The organism is Enterobacter cloacae complex sp. 2021EL-01169, assembly GCF_020733125.1.
Taxonomy (GTDB): Bacteria; Pseudomonadota; Gammaproteobacteria; order Enterobacterales; family Enterobacteriaceae; genus Enterobacter; species Enterobacter roggenkampii.
The window spans coordinates 373,666-389,483 of sequence record NZ_JAJFTC010000002.1 but is presented as its reverse complement, the minus strand read 5'-3'; the positions used below and the strand labels follow the sequence as shown (position 1 = coordinate 389,483).

11 protein-coding genes are annotated in these 15,818 nt (G+C 57.8%); 4 read left to right on the top strand and 7 right to left on the bottom strand.

Features of this window, described 5'->3' with window-relative positions; genetic code table 11:
* Window positions 1–17: 17 nt before the first annotated feature.
* Both LLF79_RS08235 and LLF79_RS08230 read left to right on the top strand, forming a co-directional pair.
* Window positions 18–1,340, top strand: a complete 1,323-nt coding sequence (locus LLF79_RS08235) for a PTS sugar transporter subunit IIC (RefSeq protein ID WP_039266027.1) — start codon at window positions 18–20, stop codon at window positions 1,338–1,340.
* A gap of 15 nt (window positions 1,341–1,355) precedes the next feature.
* Window positions 1,356–2,072, top strand: a complete 717-nt coding sequence (locus LLF79_RS08230) for a GntR family transcriptional regulator (RefSeq protein WP_227879368.1) — start codon at window positions 1,356–1,358, stop codon at window positions 2,070–2,072.
* Between the two features lie 8 nt (window positions 2,073–2,080).
* Here the strand turns inward: LLF79_RS08230 and LLF79_RS08225 are convergent, their stop codons facing one another.
* On the bottom strand, window positions 2,081–2,890 hold the full coding sequence (locus LLF79_RS08225; protein WP_023615566.1) for a glycosyltransferase: 810 nt from the start codon (window positions 2,888–2,890) through the stop codon (window positions 2,081–2,083).
* Between the two features lie 242 nt (window positions 2,891–3,132).
* The gene (gene ldtB / locus LLF79_RS08220) at window positions 3,133–4,053 is read right to left on the bottom strand and encodes a L,D-transpeptidase (protein WP_008501186.1); all 921 of its coding nucleotides are present in this window, start codon (window positions 4,051–4,053) and stop codon (window positions 3,133–3,135) included.
* A 222-nt stretch (window positions 4,054–4,275) separates the two neighbouring features.
* Here ldtB and LLF79_RS08215 point away from each other — a divergent pair, with 222 nt between their 5' ends.
* Complete coding sequence (locus tag LLF79_RS08215) at window positions 4,276–5,871, top strand: ABC-F family ATPase (RefSeq protein ID WP_008501187.1); 1,596 nt, start codon at window positions 4,276–4,278, stop codon at window positions 5,869–5,871.
* A gap of 82 nt (window positions 5,872–5,953) precedes the next feature.
* On the opposite strand, the gene LLF79_RS08210 is transcribed toward LLF79_RS08215, so the two are convergent.
* Both LLF79_RS08210 and LLF79_RS08205 read right to left on the bottom strand, forming a co-directional pair.
* Window positions 5,954–8,317 carry a TIM-barrel domain-containing protein gene (locus tag LLF79_RS08210; protein WP_227879367.1) on the bottom strand — a complete coding sequence of 788 codons (2,364 nt, stop codon included), beginning with the start codon at window positions 8,315–8,317 and terminating at the stop codon, window positions 5,954–5,956.
* Window positions 8,318–8,334: 17 nt separating this feature from the next.
* Entirely contained in the window at window positions 8,335–9,636 is a 1,302-nt protein-coding gene (locus LLF79_RS08205) for an MFS transporter (protein ID WP_227879366.1), read from the bottom strand.
* A 288-nt stretch (window positions 9,637–9,924) separates the two neighbouring features.
* Between LLF79_RS08205 and LLF79_RS08200 the strand changes: the two genes are divergently transcribed.
* On the top strand, window positions 9,925–10,998 hold the full coding sequence (locus LLF79_RS08200) for a LacI family DNA-binding transcriptional regulator (RefSeq protein WP_063615839.1): 1,074 nt from the start codon (window positions 9,925–9,927) through the stop codon (window positions 10,996–10,998).
* Here LLF79_RS08200 and LLF79_RS08195 read toward each other — a convergent pair.
* The 3 genes from LLF79_RS08195 to LLF79_RS08185 all read right to left on the bottom strand — a co-directional run bounded on the left by LLF79_RS08195 (window position 10,995) and on the right by LLF79_RS08185 (window position 15,817).
* On the bottom strand, window positions 10,995–12,251 hold the full coding sequence (locus LLF79_RS08195) for a DUF1479 domain-containing protein (protein ID WP_025912884.1): 1,257 nt from the start codon (window positions 12,249–12,251) through the stop codon (window positions 10,995–10,997). The two genes, LLF79_RS08200 and LLF79_RS08195, sit on opposite strands and share 4 nt — an antisense overlap.
* A gap of 151 nt (window positions 12,252–12,402) precedes the next feature.
* Window positions 12,403–13,218: a Cof-type HAD-IIB family hydrolase gene (locus tag LLF79_RS08190; RefSeq protein WP_008501192.1), complete on the bottom strand. Its 816-nt coding sequence runs from the start codon at window positions 13,216–13,218 to the stop codon at window positions 12,403–12,405.
* A gap of 166 nt (window positions 13,219–13,384) precedes the next feature.
* A complete protein-coding gene (locus LLF79_RS08185; protein WP_227879365.1) occupies window positions 13,385–15,817 on the bottom strand; it encodes a formate C-acetyltransferase/glycerol dehydratase family glycyl radical enzyme in 2,433 nt (810 codons plus the stop codon).
* Window position 15,818 lies beyond the last annotated feature (1 nt).

Here is a 15,818-nt window from a genome sequence, read left to right as displayed (position 1 = left end):
GATGGGAACTATCCGCTATGTCTGAAACAAAAATCACACCGCACATGCAGTCCTTTGTCGATAAGTTTGTCGAGTTCTCGGCGCGCCTGGCAAACCAGGTGCACCTGCGCTCCCTGCGCGACGCCTTCGCCACGGTGATGCCGATTTTCATCCTCGCCGGCCTGGCGGTGCTGGTGAACAACGTGGTGTTCCCGTGGATTTTTCACGGCGATACGCTGGCACACTTCAAAGTGTGGGGCGAGGCGATTATCAACGGCACGCTTAACATCGCCGCGCTGCTGCTGGCCCCGATGATCGCCTGGTCACTGGCGCGCAACAAAGATTTCGACAACCCGGTTTCGGCAGTGGTTATCGCCGTCAGCAGTTTTATCATTATGATGCCGATGCGCTTACAGGTTACGCCCGTTGGCAGCGACGCCGCGGTGAACGTCACGCAGGTGCTGACCTTCGCCAATATCGGCTCCACCGGGATTTTCGCCGGGGTGCTGATTGGGCTGCTCTCAACGGAAGTGTTTATCGCGATTTCGCGCCTGAAGGCGCTGCACATATCGCTCGGGGAAAATGTGCCCCCAGCGGTCAGCAAATCCTTTACCGCGCTGATCCCGACGATCCTCACGCTCTCCCTGTTCGCGGTGCTGGCGGCCATACTGGCAAACGTGCTGCACACGGATCTGATCCATCTCATTACCACCTTTATCCAGCAGCCGCTGCGGCTGATCAACACCAGCCTGCCGGGGACGATTTTCATCTACAGTTTCGGCAACTTTCTGTTCACGCTCGGTATCCATCAGTCGGTGGTCAACAGCGTGGTGCTGGAGCCGTTTCTGCTGATCAACACCAACGAGAACATGCTGGCCTTCGCCAACGGCCAGCCCATTCCGCACATCATCAACAACATCTTCGTGCCGACGTTTGGCATGGTGGGCGGAACCGGCAGCACGATCTCGCTGCTGATCGCCATCTTTATCTTCTCCCGACAGCAGTCGGCGAAGCAGGTGGCGCGTCTGTCGCTGGCGCCGGGCTTATTCAACATCAACGAGCCGGTGATTTTTGGTCTGCCGATTGTGTTTAACCTGCCGCTGATGATCCCGTTTGTGCTGTTGCCCGCCATCGGCATTTACTTCGCCTGGCTTTGTACCACGCTGGGATTCATGTCGCGCTGCGTGGTGATGATCCCGTGGACCACGCCGCCGATTCTCAGCGCCTGGCTGGCGACGGCAGGGGACTGGCGGGCGGTGGTGGTGCAGTTGGCAATCATTATATTTGGTGTATTCTTCTACCTGCCTTTCCTCAAGATTGCCGAGCGAGTGGCGTTGAAAAACAGCGGGATAGAAAACTAACTGTAAGGAAGGACGATGGCGGCGAAGTACATCACCATAGCGCGGGAAATCAAGAAACGCATTATCAGCCAGCAGTACGCCGCCAATGAACCGCTCCCGGACCAGTTTGCGCTGGCGGCGGAGTTCAGCACCAGCCGGATGACCATCCAGCAGGCGATGCGTCAGCTGATCGTCGAAGGGCTGGTCTACACCCGCCAGGGGCAAGGGACGTTCATCCGCAAAAACTTCCTCCAGCTCTCGCAGTGGGATCTTTCCGGCAGCGACTATTTCGGTGCCACCAAAACCTGGGAACATCTGGGCACGGTCACGAGCCAGGTGGTGCATTTCGAACTGCGCTTCCCGAACGAAAAAGAGCAGGCGTCGCTGATGATTAACGCCGATGCGCCGATCTACGACTTCATTCGCCTGCGTTTACTGAACGGCGAACCGATGTCGCTGGATTCCACGGTGATGCCGATGAATCTGGTGCCGGGCCTGACGAAAAACCACCTTGAAGGGTCAGTGTTTCAGTACGTTCAGGAAACCCTGGGGCTGAAAATTATGGGATCATACCGGGTCGTGCGGGCGCTAAAGCCCAGCGCGCTGGACAGAGAGCATCTGGTCTGTGAGGAAACCGATCCGGTGCTGGAGGTGGAGCAGGTCATTTATCTGGAAGATGGCACGCCGCTGGAGTATGCCCACTGCCACTATCGGTACGACCACGGCGGGATTGTTATCGTGAATAACGGATAGTCCGTCCTTCAGGCACACGACTCGAAATAGCTGTCTGTATCTTTTATGTAAAGATCGTTCTGACACAGATGCTGAATATGACCCGGCTTAAATGTAAAACGGATTTTTTGGATCCAGGATCGTTTTATTTTGCTGGTATTGTCGCGTGATAATCCATAATCATGAATTATCTCATGAACAAAACGAATGCTCTTTGCAGAAACATAGACCGGTGTTTTGGTGAGCTGAATCAGTTTGCTGATCCAAATATCATCTGCGCGAGGACAAACCCGAATAAAATCCTCGTTAAAATGGAAATACTCCGGAATCATATTTTTCTTGAGGACAACGCCACCAAGACCGGTGATGATATAGTTTTGCTTAACAACTTTTGGCACAGTGATAAGCGGGAAATTACGATAGGTATCAAGAAGTTCTTTCTTCTTCTTTACCGTTTCGCGCACGCGCGCAGCAACCACATATTCCTGATTGTGGTGGTAAAAATCATCTAGTAGGGTTTCTGCCCACATTTCGTTATAAATGGCGTCATCGTCGGCATAAATCAGAATATCCTCTTCCGTTGCCGCTTGTAACGCAGGAAACAATTTACGATAAGGCCCGGTGTTTTTAACCCATTTAAAAACCAGGTTTGTACCTGTCTGGCGAATTTTCTGCGCCCATTCAGGCTCTTCAGTGATGCCTTCATCACTGAGATAAGGTGTACTGGAGACCCATACAACAATTTGATCGACTTTTTTACTCTGGTTCGCTAGTGACCACACTGTCTGCGAACAGAGATAAAGGCGCGATTTTGTTGTTGTTAAGTTAATACTGATCATTGTACTAAGTGTGCTCCAGGAAATAAAAAGACCCTATAAATACAGATTAAACTGATGTTATAAGTAGGCGCATCATAACACTTAGAGGATCAGATGTAACCACGCCGGGTTGGCAGAAAATGGCAAGAATGGGAATTACGGCAATAATTGCTGTTCAGAAACGATGAGTGCAGTGGGTATCGCGGAGTAATAAGACCCCGAGATTTCGAGGTCTTATAATGTACTTTAAAGATTCAGATTGATCAGTTCAGACGCACCGGCATACCGGAACGGTTCTGAATCGCCTGGTCGACGATGGTGGTTTCCACGTCAGGCTGAGAGGTCACGGACTGCACCGCGCTGTTCAGCGTAATCGGCACGATCTCGTTGTTGTTGATCTGGTCTTCGCTGGTGGACAGCGGGTTGTGCACTTCGATGTAGCGGCTGCCGTCTGGCTCAGACGTCGCTTTCACCGGTTCGTTGATGAACTGCACGCGCGTACCGACCGGCACGTTTTCGAACAGGAACTTGATGTCGTCGTTACGCAGACGCACGCAGCCGTGGCTTACGCGCAGACCGATACCGAAGTTGGCGTTGGTGCCGTGAATCGCATACAGACGACCAATGTACAGGGCATACAGACCCATCGGGTTATCCGGGCCGGCTGGCACCACGGCTGGCAGCGGTTCGCCCGCAGCGATGTATTCCGCGTGCATTTTGGCGGTTGGGGTCCAGGTTGGGCCCGCTTTCTTACGTTCAACTTTGGTGGTCCAGTTCAGCGGGGTGTCTTTGCCCAGCTGACCGATACCGATTGGCAGCACGATAACGGTATTGGTGCCTTTCGGGTAGTAATACAGACGCATTTCGGCGCTGTTGATCACGATACCTTCATGAACGGTATCCGGCAGGATCAGCTGCTGAGGAATATTCAGCACGGTACCTGCTTTTGGCAGATACGGGTCAACGCCCGGGTTCGCTTCCAGCATGTTAGACAGTCCCAGCTGGTACTGCGCGGCGAAATACTCCAGCGGCTGAGAGTTACCCTCAGGCACCGTCACCACCTGGTTTTGACCCACCAGACGGCTTCCGTCGGTCGGCAGGGGATACGTCACCGCAGACGCGGTCTTACAAAAACCTACTACGGCTAACGCCGCCGCAAAAAGCGTTGTTAATTTCATGTTCATGTTGTGCGAGGTATCTAAGCCATTCTGGCGATGAGTTGATAAGTCTGAATCTGTGATGGGAGCGCATTATATGTGCATTCCCGCTAACAGGGAATTCAGATGTGTACGAAATCACATTTTTTTCGATTTTGTTAAAGTTTAGTGGATTGCCGCAACACGGGATCTCAATTCGGAATTGTGGCATAATGCCGTGTTTATCACACTTTTCGCAGGAATCTCCCCGTGTTAGTTACCAGCAACGTCACTATGCAGTTTGGCAGTAAGCCGCTGTTCGAAAACATTTCCGTCAAATTTGGCGGCGGCAACCGTTACGGCCTGATTGGCGCCAACGGTAGCGGAAAATCCACCTTCATGAAGATCCTCGGCGGCGATCTGGAGCCGACCCTCGGCAACGTCTCGCTCGATCCGAACGAGCGTATCGGTAAGCTGCGTCAGGATCAGTTCGCCTTCGAAGAGTTCACCGTGCTGGACACCGTGATCATGGGGCACGCGGAGCTGTGGGAAGTGAAGCAGGAGCGCGATCGCATCTACGCGCTGGCCGAAATGAGCGAAGAAGACGGTTATAAAGTGGCCGATCTGGAAACGCAGTACGGCGAGATGGACGGTTACTCTGCGGAAGCGCGTGCGGGCGAGCTGCTGCTGGGCGTCGGCATTCCGGTTGAACAGCATTACGGCCCGATGAGCGAAGTTGCGCCAGGCTGGAAGCTGCGCGTGCTGCTGGCTCAGGCGCTGTTCTCTAACCCGGACATCCTGCTGCTCGACGAACCAACGAACAACCTGGACATCGACACCATCCGCTGGCTGGAGCAGACGCTCAACGACCGCGACAGCACCATGATCATCATCTCGCACGACCGTCACTTCCTGAACATGGTCTGTACGCACATGGCGGATCTGGACTACGGCGAGCTGCGCGTGTATCCGGGCAACTATGACGAGTACATGACCGCCGCCACCCAGGCGCGCGAGCGTCTGCTGGCGGACAACGCCAAGAAGAAAGCGCAGATTGCGGACCTGCAGTCCTTCGTTAGCCGCTTCAGCGCTAACGCCTCTAAGTCGCGTCAGGCGACCTCGCGTGCGCGTCAGATCGACAAAATCAAGCTGGAAGAGGTTAAAGCCTCCAGCCGTCAGAACCCGTTCATCCGCTTCGAGCAGGACAAGAAGCTGTTCCGTAACGCGCTGGAAGTGGAAGCCCTTACCAAAGGCTTCGATGAAGGCCCGCTGTTTAAAAACTTCAACCTGCTGCTGGAAGTGGGCGAGAAGATTGCCATTCTGGGCGCCAACGGCGTGGGTAAATCCACCATGCTGAAAACCCTGGTCGGCGAACTGCAGCCGGACAACGGCACCGTGAAATGGTCCGAGAACGCGCAGATTGGCTACTACGCGCAGGATCATGAGTACGAATTCGAAAATGACCTGACCGTCTTCGACTGGATGAGCCAGTGGAAGCAGGAAGGCGACGACGAGCAGGCGGTGCGCAGCATCCTGGGCCGTCTGCTGTTCAGCCAGGACGACATCAAAAAGCCGGCTAAAGTGCTCTCCGGTGGCGAGAAAGGCCGCATGCTGTTCGGCAAGCTGATGATGGAAAAACCGAACATTCTGGTGATGGACGAACCGACTAACCACCTGGACATGGAATCGATCGAATCCCTGAACATGGCGCTGGAGATGTATCAGGGCACCCTGATCTTCGTCTCTCACGACCGTGAGTTCGTCAGCTCGCTGGCAACCCGCGTGATCGAGATTACGCCAGAGCGCGTGGTGGACTTCACCGGTAACTACGAAGATTACCTGCGCAGCAAAGGTATCGACGGCTAAAAAAAGCCCGGTGGCGCTTCGCTTACCGGGCCTGCGGGTGACTTTGTAGGCCGGGTAAGGCGAAGCCGCCACCCGGCAATGTTCAGAGCACCCACTCACTCCTTTCAACCCCGTTCACCCGCAGCGTACGTTTTTCCCCCGCCGGTAATGACACCTTCAGCGCCTTCCACGCCGGACGATAGTCGCCCCGCGCGTTCACCTTCAGGTTGATGGTTGCGCCGTCGCACACCATTTCCCATTCCACCCACAGCGCATTGCCGTTCAGGTAGCCCCAGCTTTCACCGTCGTCTTCAAACAGCAGCCCCGAGGTTGTGCCCACGCCTTTCACCGGGAACAGCTTCAGCTCGCGGGTCGTATCTTTTTCGGCACTCACATGCGTGATGCGCTCGCTGAGCGGCAGACCGGCCCCGGCGCGCACCAGCAGCGGCAGTTTTTCGAGCGGCGCATCGAGGACGATGGATTGTCCGCCCGCATACCACGCGTGAGTGTAAAAATCGTACCAGCCCGTTTCGTTATCCGGCAGCCAGACGCGGCGCTCGCGCTGCCCGGCTTCGACGACGCTGGCGACCAGCAGGTCGCGGCCCAGCAGGAAGTCGTCGCACTCTTTGAAGGTTTGCGCGTCGTGCTCGTGGTCGAGGAAGGTCGGGCGCAGCATCGGCTCGTCGTCGGCATGCGCCTGCCAGAGCAGGGTGTAGAGATACGGCAGCAGGCGGTAGCGCAGCTCAATCGCGCCGCGAATGGCAGGCGTGACGCCCGGATACATCCACGGCTCGTTCACCGTGTGGTCATCGTTCCACGAGTGAATGGTAAAGCGCGGGTGCATCACGCCGTTCTGCACCCAGCGCACGAACAGCTCGGCGTCCGGCTTGTCGCCGGAGAAACCGCCGACGTCATGGCCGACGTTGAACAGCCCGGACAGGCTCATGCCCAGCCCCATGCGGATGTTATAGCGCAGGGTGTCCCAGTTGGTGCGGTTGTCGCCGCTCCAGGTCTGGACGTAGCGCTGCATCCCGGCGCAGCCGGAGCGGGAGATGAGATACGGACGCTTTTCCGGCGCAAAGCGCTGCTGCGCTTCCAGCGAGGCGCGCATCATCAGCAGCGGCATCACCGGGCGAATATGCTTGATGGCGATCTCCTTGCCGAAGCCAAAGCAGCGGGCTTCCCCGTCCCACACTTCATATTCGTTATTGTCGTTCCAGGTGGAGTCGATGCCCATCTCCAGCAGCTGCGTGGTAACGCCGTTCTGCCACCACTGCACCGTCTGCGGGTTGGTAAAGTCGAGGTGTGAGCCTTCGTCATCCCAGAAGCTGGAACGTTCGGGTGCATCGGTTTCTGAATCGCGAATGAACAGACCGCGTTCCGCCACTTCGCTGTAGCGCGGATGATCCTGCAGCAGGCACGGCTTGATGTTTGCGGCCAACTTCAATCCCGCGTCGTGGAACGCCTGGCTCATCACCTTCGGCTGCGGCACCTTGTCATAGTTCCAGTTGAAGACGTAGCGCTTGCCGTTGATGGAGGTATAGCCGGACGAGAGCTGGAACGAGTCGCACGGAATGGCGTGTTCTTCGCACAGGCGGATGAAGTTCATCAGCTGATTCTGCGCGTCCGGCGCGTCGGTGTAGTGCATGGTCGAGCCGCTGTAGCCCAGGCTCCATTTCGGTCCGAACAGCGTCTTACCTGTGAGGCGCACGAAGGCTTTGGTGACGTCCAGCACGCGGCTGCCGGTAAAGATGTAGTAGTCGATATCGCCCGCTTCCGCCTGCCAGCGGCGATAGGCGGTGTGGTAGTTGTCGATTTCGTTACCCAGATCCAGCCAGCAGCTGCTCAGGTTGTCGTAGAACAGGCCGTAGCTCACGTCGTCGCGGCGGGTAAGGGTGAACGGAATGTGCTTGTACAGCGGGTCGGTGCTGGCGGCGTTGTAGCCCATGGCGTCGAGGTTGCGCATCTCGTAGCGTTTACCGTTGCGCTGCAGATCGCCCGCTTTCTCACCCAGGCCGTAGAAACGCTCGTCTTTACGACGGCTGAGGTAGTGCGCCACGCCGTCGCCGTGGGCGTTCAGCAGGTAGGCGCTGGTGGGGCGGTCGTTGACCAGCGGCTGCCACTCGCCCGCCTCATTGCGGTAGTGCCACTCCAGCCACAGCGGCTGGTGCACGGTGACGCGCAGCTGTTCGGTTGCCACGGTTAACGTGTCGTCCTGCTGCGTCAGCGTCCAGGCGGGGCAGGAGAAGCCGCTCAGATCGTCGCGACGGCGACCTTCCCACGGCACGTCTTGTTCCGGGGCGATGCTCCAGGTGCGGTCCAGCGCCAGCTCGCCTTTGCGTTTGATCAGCACGCGGAACAGGTTCTCTTCCAGTACATACAGGCACAGGCGGTGCTGGTTATCGACCAGCAGTTCAAGATGGTTTGCCGACTGCGTATCAACGGTCCAGTTTTTCAGGGTTTTCATATGCAATACATCCACTATCAGGCGCGCTTCGCGCGACGTTCAGCAATAAATGCTACCAGGAAGAGAGCGCCAATCAGGTCAAAGAAGCCCATGGCGATAAAGAGCGGGTTAAAGCCGATTTTGTCGGCGGTCACACCGATTAACAGCGAGAACAGGAAGCTGGCGATCCACGCCGCCGAGCCGCGCATGCCGTTGACGGTCGCCATCTGGCCTTTGTCGAACGACTCCACGACCAGGGCGCTGAGCATGCAGGAGATGATCTGGTGCCCGAAGCCGCCGATGGAGATCAGCACGATGGTGATATACGGGTCGCGGGTAATGGCCACGATGGCCAGCGAGATCATCAGGAACGCGCCCGTCACGGAGCTGGCGACGACAGAGTTCACGCGGGAGCAGCCGAACAGACGGGTGTACAGACGCGTCAGGTAGCCGCTCGCTACGCTGCCGAGGTCGGCGGCGAGGAACGGCAGCCAGGCAAACATCGCAATCTGCTTCAGGTCCATACCGTGCTCTTTGGCAAGGTACAGCGGCACCCAGAAGCTCAGCACCGCCCAGGCGGGTTCTGCCATAAAGGCCGGAATGGCGATACCGTAGAAACGTTTGTTTTTTGAAACGGTTTTCAGCGCGGTCAGGAAGGGCAGTTTGACCGGCGCCGGTTCGTTATCCTGCTTGATAAACGCCAGCTCATCCTTGCTCAGGTTCGGGTGCTGCTCCGGGTTGTGGTAGAACGCCCACCAGAGGATCACCCACAGCAGCGCCAGCACGCCGGTAAACATAAACGCCCCCTGCCAGCCGAACGAGGCGTGAGCAAAGTAGATGATAGGCGGAGCCAGCATTGCGCCGATGGAGAAGCCCACGCCCGCCCAGCCGGCGGCAACGGGACGCTCTGATTTCGGGAACCATTCGCCGATGGTTTTGGCGTTCGCCGGCGTGGCAGCGGCTTCTGAAGCCCCCATAAAGAAGCGCAGTATGGCCAGGTGCAGCCAGCTTCCGGCGCCCGCATGGAAAATACACATCAGCGCCCAGATCCCGGCGCAGACCATAAAGCCAATCTTCAGGCCAATGACGTCAATCAGCCAGCCGCACAGGGGCTGGAAAATGGTATAGGCGATCTGGAAGGCGCCGACGATCCAGGAGTATTGCTCGGTGGTGATCCCGAGGCTCTCTTTTAGCTCCGGAGCGAGAATACCTAAGGAATTTCGGGTGATGTAGTTAACGGTGACGCCCAGCAAGAACAGCACCAGCACGTACCAGCGCAGGTTCTTGATGACGCGACGGGTTTTGCTTGTCGCAACGGTGTTATTGATGTCCTGACTCATTTTACTCTCCACAAGACGGACGGTAAGGGGACGGAGGTTCAGGTGTCACACAGATTGTTATGCCTTTGATTTCTATCCGCTTATAATGCTTAAGTTGCTATACAACTAGTATGGAAGCTGTGTGACAAGTTCACCTTAAGGAAGAAAATGAGTGGGCAAAAGTGGATTTTGTGCAAAATTTCTCATAACAGACGAAAACACTCTGGCATGATGGCATTCATGCCAGTTATTGCCTGACAAACACGCTATGAAAATTTTTTCATTTCGCAAATGGAGCCAGATCACAAAATGGACAAAAGGCTAAAAATCACCGAAATCGCGGCCCGCACGCAGCTCTCCATCAGCACCGTTTCGCGGGTGCTGGCGGGGAAAGCGAATACCAGCGAAAAAGCGCGCGCAAAGGTGCTGGCGTGCGCGCGCGAGCTGGGGGTAATGGACGGCATGGCGGCCGGGCGTCTGCTGCTTAACAGCCTGGTGGTTTTTGCCCCGCAGCGCGCCTTCGACGAGCGGTCCGACATCTTTTACTACCGCGTGATCCAGAGCGTGAGCAAAGCCCTTGCCTCCCACGAGGTCCGGTTGCGCTACTGCGCGCTGGAGGAGAACGACAGCGACGCCCAGCTGTTTCTGGCGCGGATGAACGAGCCGGATACCCAGGCGGCCATTCTTCTTGGTATTGACGATCCGCATATCCACGATCTGGCGGTGGACGTGGGCAAACCCTGCATGCTGATTAACTGCCGCGACCGGCACATGCGTCTGCCTGCCGTTGCGCCGGATCACCGCGCCATCGGCGAGCGGGCGGCGGAATACCTGTTCGAGATGGGACACCGTGAGGTGATGAACGTGCTGTGCCTGCGTCGCTACACCATGGAGCTGCGTCTGTCAGGGATCCGCGACGCGTGGCAGTCCCACAACCTGGCGTTCAACGACAGGCGCGATCTGCTGGTGGTGCCGAGCTTCAGCGCCAGAGAGACGGAGCAGCTGGTGAGCGATTGGCTAAATCAGCAGCAGGGAAAAGACCTGCCGACGGCGTTCCTGGTTGGCGGCGACTTTATGGCGGCGGGCACCATCAGCGCCTTACAAAACCACGGCCTGCGCGTGCCGCAGGACGTCTCGGTGATGAGCATCGACGGCTTTAACCTGGCGGCGATTCAGGATGTTCCATTAACGGCCGTGCATGTTCCCCGCGATGAGCTGGGAACGGAAGCGGTACACATGCTCCAGCAGCGGCTCATGCGCCCGGACGCGCCGGTGGGCACATTGCTGCTGAACGGCACGCTGGCCGTGCGGGAATCGGTACGGCGGATACGTCAGGGGAAACGACGCACCGCCGTGGAGCGGGAAGGGCTGTACGACAGCTAGACCATGCCCAGCGCGCGTTTGCCGTGGATGTTGAGATCGTTCACGGTAAAGCGGTCCTGCCAGGTTTTTTCATAATCCTCGCGCGGGAAGTCTCCCGGCGACGCGCCGGTTTCCAGCGCTTCCTTGACCTTCTTCGCGTAGGCGAGGTTCTTCTCGCACATCGGTGCGGCGGGGATGTACATCACGTTGCCCCAGCCCTGCTGATCTTCCACCGGCGCGACGGAGTGGATCACATCGCAGTGCCACCACACCGAATCACCCGCCTCCAGCGCAGGAATGCTGGTCAGCGCCTCGATAAGCAGCGGGTGCCACTTCTCGGAAACCGGCAGCACGCGCCCCGGCGCCACGCCGCACAGCTCGTCTTCCGGCACGTCGTCCAGCAGCGGACGCAGCAGAATATAGGCCATTGCTTCCGGGATCGGCACCACGTGCAGCAGCCCCTGGCCGGGGATCATGTCCGACAGCGCCGTCCAGCCCTGGAAGGTGCGGAACACCGAGCATTTGGTGGTGTTATCGACGGTATACTCTTCCACTTCGGTACGGTGCGCGGCGTTCCACGGATCGTACTTGTCGACGTTGCCGTCAAACACGCGGGCGAAAACCTGCTGGTATGCCGGCAGCAGCCAGCGCTCCAGCGCGCCGGAGTCGGTATGCGCGCCGAGTCCTTTCGAGGTGGTTCCCGGCGGACGGCGGCGAATACGATCCGGGTAAATCACGCTCACGTCCGGGTCGAACCACTGCTTGCCGTTGCTCTCGAACGTCCATAAGCGGTTCAGGAACGACTGCACCTGCGCCATTTCTTCGCTCTGGCGCGCCTGCATTTGCGCCTGCGACCAGTAGATCGGGTAAATCTCCGGACGGGAAGCGCTCAGGGTTCCGAAGAAGTTATCGCCTGGCCCTTTGTACACCTCATCAAACTTGTTCAGATCGAGGTAGTCGAGCATCGACTGATCCCACGCCAGCGCCTGCTCGCGCGGGAAGTGACCTTTAATCACCGCGCAGCCGCGGCGCTTAACGGCCTCGCGCTGTGCGTCGGTAATCGTGCCGTTTTTCACATCGTTAAACGGAATCACCGGCCAGACGGATTCACCTTTATTTTTAAGGGCGTTAATTTCCGCCACGCGGGTGGCAATGCTGTCGCTGAGCTTGTTGAACACCGCCTGCACGTCACCGATCTGCGCGCGTAACTCACGTTTCAACTGACGGATTGCCGCTTTGTGATCCGCTGGCAAGGTTTCACTGGTAAAGGTCATAACTGCCTCGCATCTTTCATTCGAAAGTAAAAGTGTCTACAAGTGATACTTTAAGTTAAAAATAAGTTAATGCAAGTTTAAAAACTTGACCTGCGCCACAGGACGGGAAAATGAGTGAGGGTGCCGGAGCAGGGCTCCGGCGAGAAGAGGATCAGGCGTCGAACGGGGAATGGTTGTCGAGCACGGCCTGAATGACGTTCAGCGCGCCGTGATGGTTGTTGTCATCGGTGCTGTAGCGGCTGATTTCTTTGATGCTCTCTGCCGCGTTACCCATCGCAAAGGAATATTTCACCAGCTTCAGCATCTCGGCATCGTTGCCGCTGTCGCCAATGGCCACGCACTCTTGCGGAGAGATTTTCCAGCGCTTCAGCAGACGGCTGATGCCGTTGGCTTTGTGCAGGCCGGGGATAATTAAATCCACAAAGCCAAAGCCGCTGGTGACCGGCTTCATGATGCCGTCCAGCGAGACGTGCAGCTTATCCACCAGATTAGGAATATCGCTGTCCGGCAGGTTCAGGGAGAACTTAAACAGCACGTCGTCAATGTCGCGGTAATCGCTGATGCGCTTTAAGCGGTGGTAGTGCTTTGACATTAGTGCCACGAACGCGTCCGGCGCTTTATCGCTGACGTAGGCGCTCTCCAGCCCGCAGGCCACGAAGTTCAGCCCTTTGTCTTTCAGCAGTTCGCCAATCACGATCTGCGATTCATGGCGGGTCAGCTCGCCGTGAAAAATCTGCTCGCCGCGATCGAACACCAGCGCGCCGTTTTCCGCCACGAAAGAGATCCGATCTTTAAGCTCCGGAAAGAAGGAGATGAGCTGGTAATACTGGTTGCCGCTGGCGACAACAAATTCAATGTCGCGGGCTTTAAGCTGTTCAAACTGTGCCTGGAAGCGGTCACGATCGTACTGCTTGGCATCATCAAGGAAAGTTCCGTCCATATCGGTGACGATAACTTTAACGGTCATACTGTGCTCCTGGGTCACTGCGTTTTGAAACATTCTAATAACAAGGTGACGAGGAGCACAAATTTAATTTCGAATGAAAGTCAGAAAGCCGGGTGGCGGCTTCGCCTTACCCGGCCTACGGGGAGACTCTGTAGGCCCGGTAAGCGCAGCGCCACCGGGCGTTTTCTTACAGCGTATGCTCAGTACGGGCGATAATATCGTCCTGCGCATCCGGCGACAGGGCGGTGAAGAACGCCGAGTAACCCGCGACGCGCACTACCAGGTCGCGGTACTGGTCCGGGTGTTTCTTCGCCTCCAGCAGCGTTTCGCGCGAGACGATGTTGTACTGGATATGCCAGCCCTTATGCACCTCGAAGAAGGTGCGCAGCAGCACCATCAGCTTCTGGCGATCGCTGTCGTTTTCCAGCGTTGACGGGTTCAGCTTCTGGTTCAGCAGCACGCCGCCGAGAATCGCTGCCGTCGGCAGTTTGCCCACCGAGCCAATTACCGCCGTCGGGCCGAGGTGGTCTGTACCCGAAGCCGGGCTGGCACCTTCCGCCAGCGGCGTGTGCGCCTTACGTCCGTCCGGTGTCGCCATCGTCGCCGCGCCAAACGGCACGTTCGCGGAGATGGAAGAGGTGCCCGCGTAATAGTTACCGCCGATCGGGCCGCGGCCGTAGCGCGGGTTATGGTACTGCTTCAGCTCTTCAATATAGGTCTGATAGGCGCGGGTCAGCAGCATATCCACGCTGTCGTCGTCGTTGCCGTACTTCGGCGCGCCGTTGATCAGGCGCTGGCGCAGCTGCTCGTGGGTCAGCCCGTCGAAATCATCGGCCAGCGCCGCCGCCAGCTGCTGCTGGCCAATGACGCCCTGTTCGAACACCAGCTTCTTCACCGCCGCCAGGCTGTTGCCGAGGTTAGCGATGCCCACCTGCAGGCCGGAGACCCAGTCATACTTCGCGCCGCCCTGCTTGATGCTTTTCGCGCGCTCGATGCAGTCGTCCACCAGCGCCGAGCAGAGAATATCGTGGACGTTCTCCTCCAGCATGGTGTCCACCACGTATTCAATTTCGATGGATTTGCGGGTGTAGTAGCGGATCTGGGTATCCCAGGCTGCCATCACTTCGTCGAAGTTGTCGAAGTTACCGGCGGAGAGGGCTTTTTCCTGCGGCAGGAACAACTTGCCGCTGGTGGCGTCGCGGCCGCCTTCCAGCGCGGCGAGCATCACGCGGGCGAAGTTGATAAAGCTCATGCCGGTGCAGCGGTAGCCCCACTTGCCGCCCACCGCGGTTTCGATGCAGCCGATGGCCGCGTAGTCGTAGGCGTCGTCACGCTCAACGCCGAGCTTGATGAATTCCGGAATGACGATTTCATCGTTGTTGAACGCTGGCATCCCGAAGCCGCAGCGGATCACCTGCACGCAGGCGTCGAGGAAGTCGTTGCTCATGCCCGCGTGATAGCGCACGCTCAGGTTCGGCTGGGTGGAGCGCAGGCGACCGCAGGATTCCAGAATCGCGTACGAGAGCGGGTTCACCGCGTCCATCGGCTCACCGTTAACCAGCTTCTGGCCGCCGATGGTGACGTTCTGGTACAGCGGGCTACCGGCGGAAGCCTTCGAGTGCGAGCCGGAGCGGATCTTGTTCACTTCCAGCAATTTCAGCCAGCAGCTGTGCAGCAGCTCGATGGCGTGCTCGCGGTCCAGGCTCTGATTCAGCTCCACGTCGCGGCGGTAGTACGGATAGAGATACTGGTCCATACGCGCGAAGGAGACGGAGTGGCCGTTGGACTCAATCTGCAGGATCAGCTGAATGAAGTAGCACAGCTGCAGCGCCTGCCAGAAGGTTTTTGGCGGCTCGTGGGCGATTACGTCACAGTTTTCCGCCATTGCCAGCAGCTCGTCGCGGCGGCTTACGCGGGTTTCGGTCGCGGCCATTTCGCGCGCCAGGTCGGCAAAGCGTTTGATGTGCAGGCTCACCGCTTCCAGCACGATATCAATTGCCTTCAGGAACTGGTCGCCGTGCAGGTCTTCCAGCACCGTCAGGTTGATGCGCGAGCGGCGCTCGGCCACTTTGGCGCGCAGGCCGTCGAGACCTTTCTCCAGCACCAGAGGGAAGTTCACCGCCAGGTGCGCGTCGCCGGAGGTCATGTTACCTTCGGCTTTGATGATGCCGGTTTCCAGCAGGCCTTTCTGCTCGTCGGTGAACATGCCGTAGCAGCGGTCCTGCACCGTCTGGCCGCGCCACCACGGGCAGATTTCATGCAGCACGCGCTTGTTCTCTTCGCTCACCGCAAAGCCCGCGCCCGGACGGTCCGCCAGGTCGTCAATCTCTTTCTCAATCCAGGAGACGGTGTATTCCGGGAAGATCGGCGCGGCGCGCACTTCGCTGGCCTGGTTCCCGATGATCAGCTCGTCGTGCTTGATCCAGATGGTACGCTTGGCCAGGTGATGCGCCAGCGCCAGGGCGCGGCGCACCGGGATCGGCTTGTCCACGTGCTGCTGGTACATTTCGGTGTAATGCTGGGCGCGCTCGGTACAGACCGGCGGCTTCACGATATGCACCAGGGCCGTTTTGTGCGCCTTAATGCGCTCGCTGAGGGTGTTGAGATTCAGGGTGGTCATA

Excerpts from the sequence above, each read along its gene's own strand:
- LLF79_RS08235 (WP_039266027.1), top strand. The coding sequence starts at position 18 with ATGTCTGAAACAAAAATCACACCGCACATGCAGTCCTTTGTCGATAAG.
- LLF79_RS08230 (WP_227879368.1), top strand. The coding sequence starts at position 1,356 with ATGGCGGCGAAGTACATCACCATAGCGCGGGAAATCAAGAAACGCATT.
- LLF79_RS08225 (WP_023615566.1), bottom strand. The coding sequence starts at position 2,890 with ATGATCAGTATTAACTTAACAACAACAAAATCGCGCCTTTATCTCTGT.
- ldtB (WP_008501186.1), bottom strand. The coding sequence starts at position 4,053 with ATGAACATGAAATTAACAACGCTTTTTGCGGCGGCGTTAGCCGTAGTA.
- LLF79_RS08210 (WP_227879367.1), bottom strand. The coding sequence starts at position 8,317 with ATGAAAACCCTGAAAAACTGGACCGTTGATACGCAGTCGGCAAACCAT.
- LLF79_RS08205 (WP_227879366.1), bottom strand. The coding sequence starts at position 9,636 with ATGAGTCAGGACATCAATAACACCGTTGCGACAAGCAAAACCCGTCGC.
- LLF79_RS08200 (WP_063615839.1), top strand. The coding sequence starts at position 9,925 with ATGGACAAAAGGCTAAAAATCACCGAAATCGCGGCCCGCACGCAGCTC.
- LLF79_RS08195 (WP_025912884.1), bottom strand. The coding sequence starts at position 12,251 with ATGACCTTTACCAGTGAAACCTTGCCAGCGGATCACAAAGCGGCAATC.
- LLF79_RS08190 (WP_008501192.1), bottom strand. The coding sequence starts at position 13,218 with ATGACCGTTAAAGTTATCGTCACCGATATGGACGGAACTTTCCTTGAT.
- LLF79_RS08185 (WP_227879365.1), bottom strand. The coding sequence starts at position 15,817 with ATGACCACCCTGAATCTCAACACCCTCAGCGAGCGCATTAAGGCGCAC.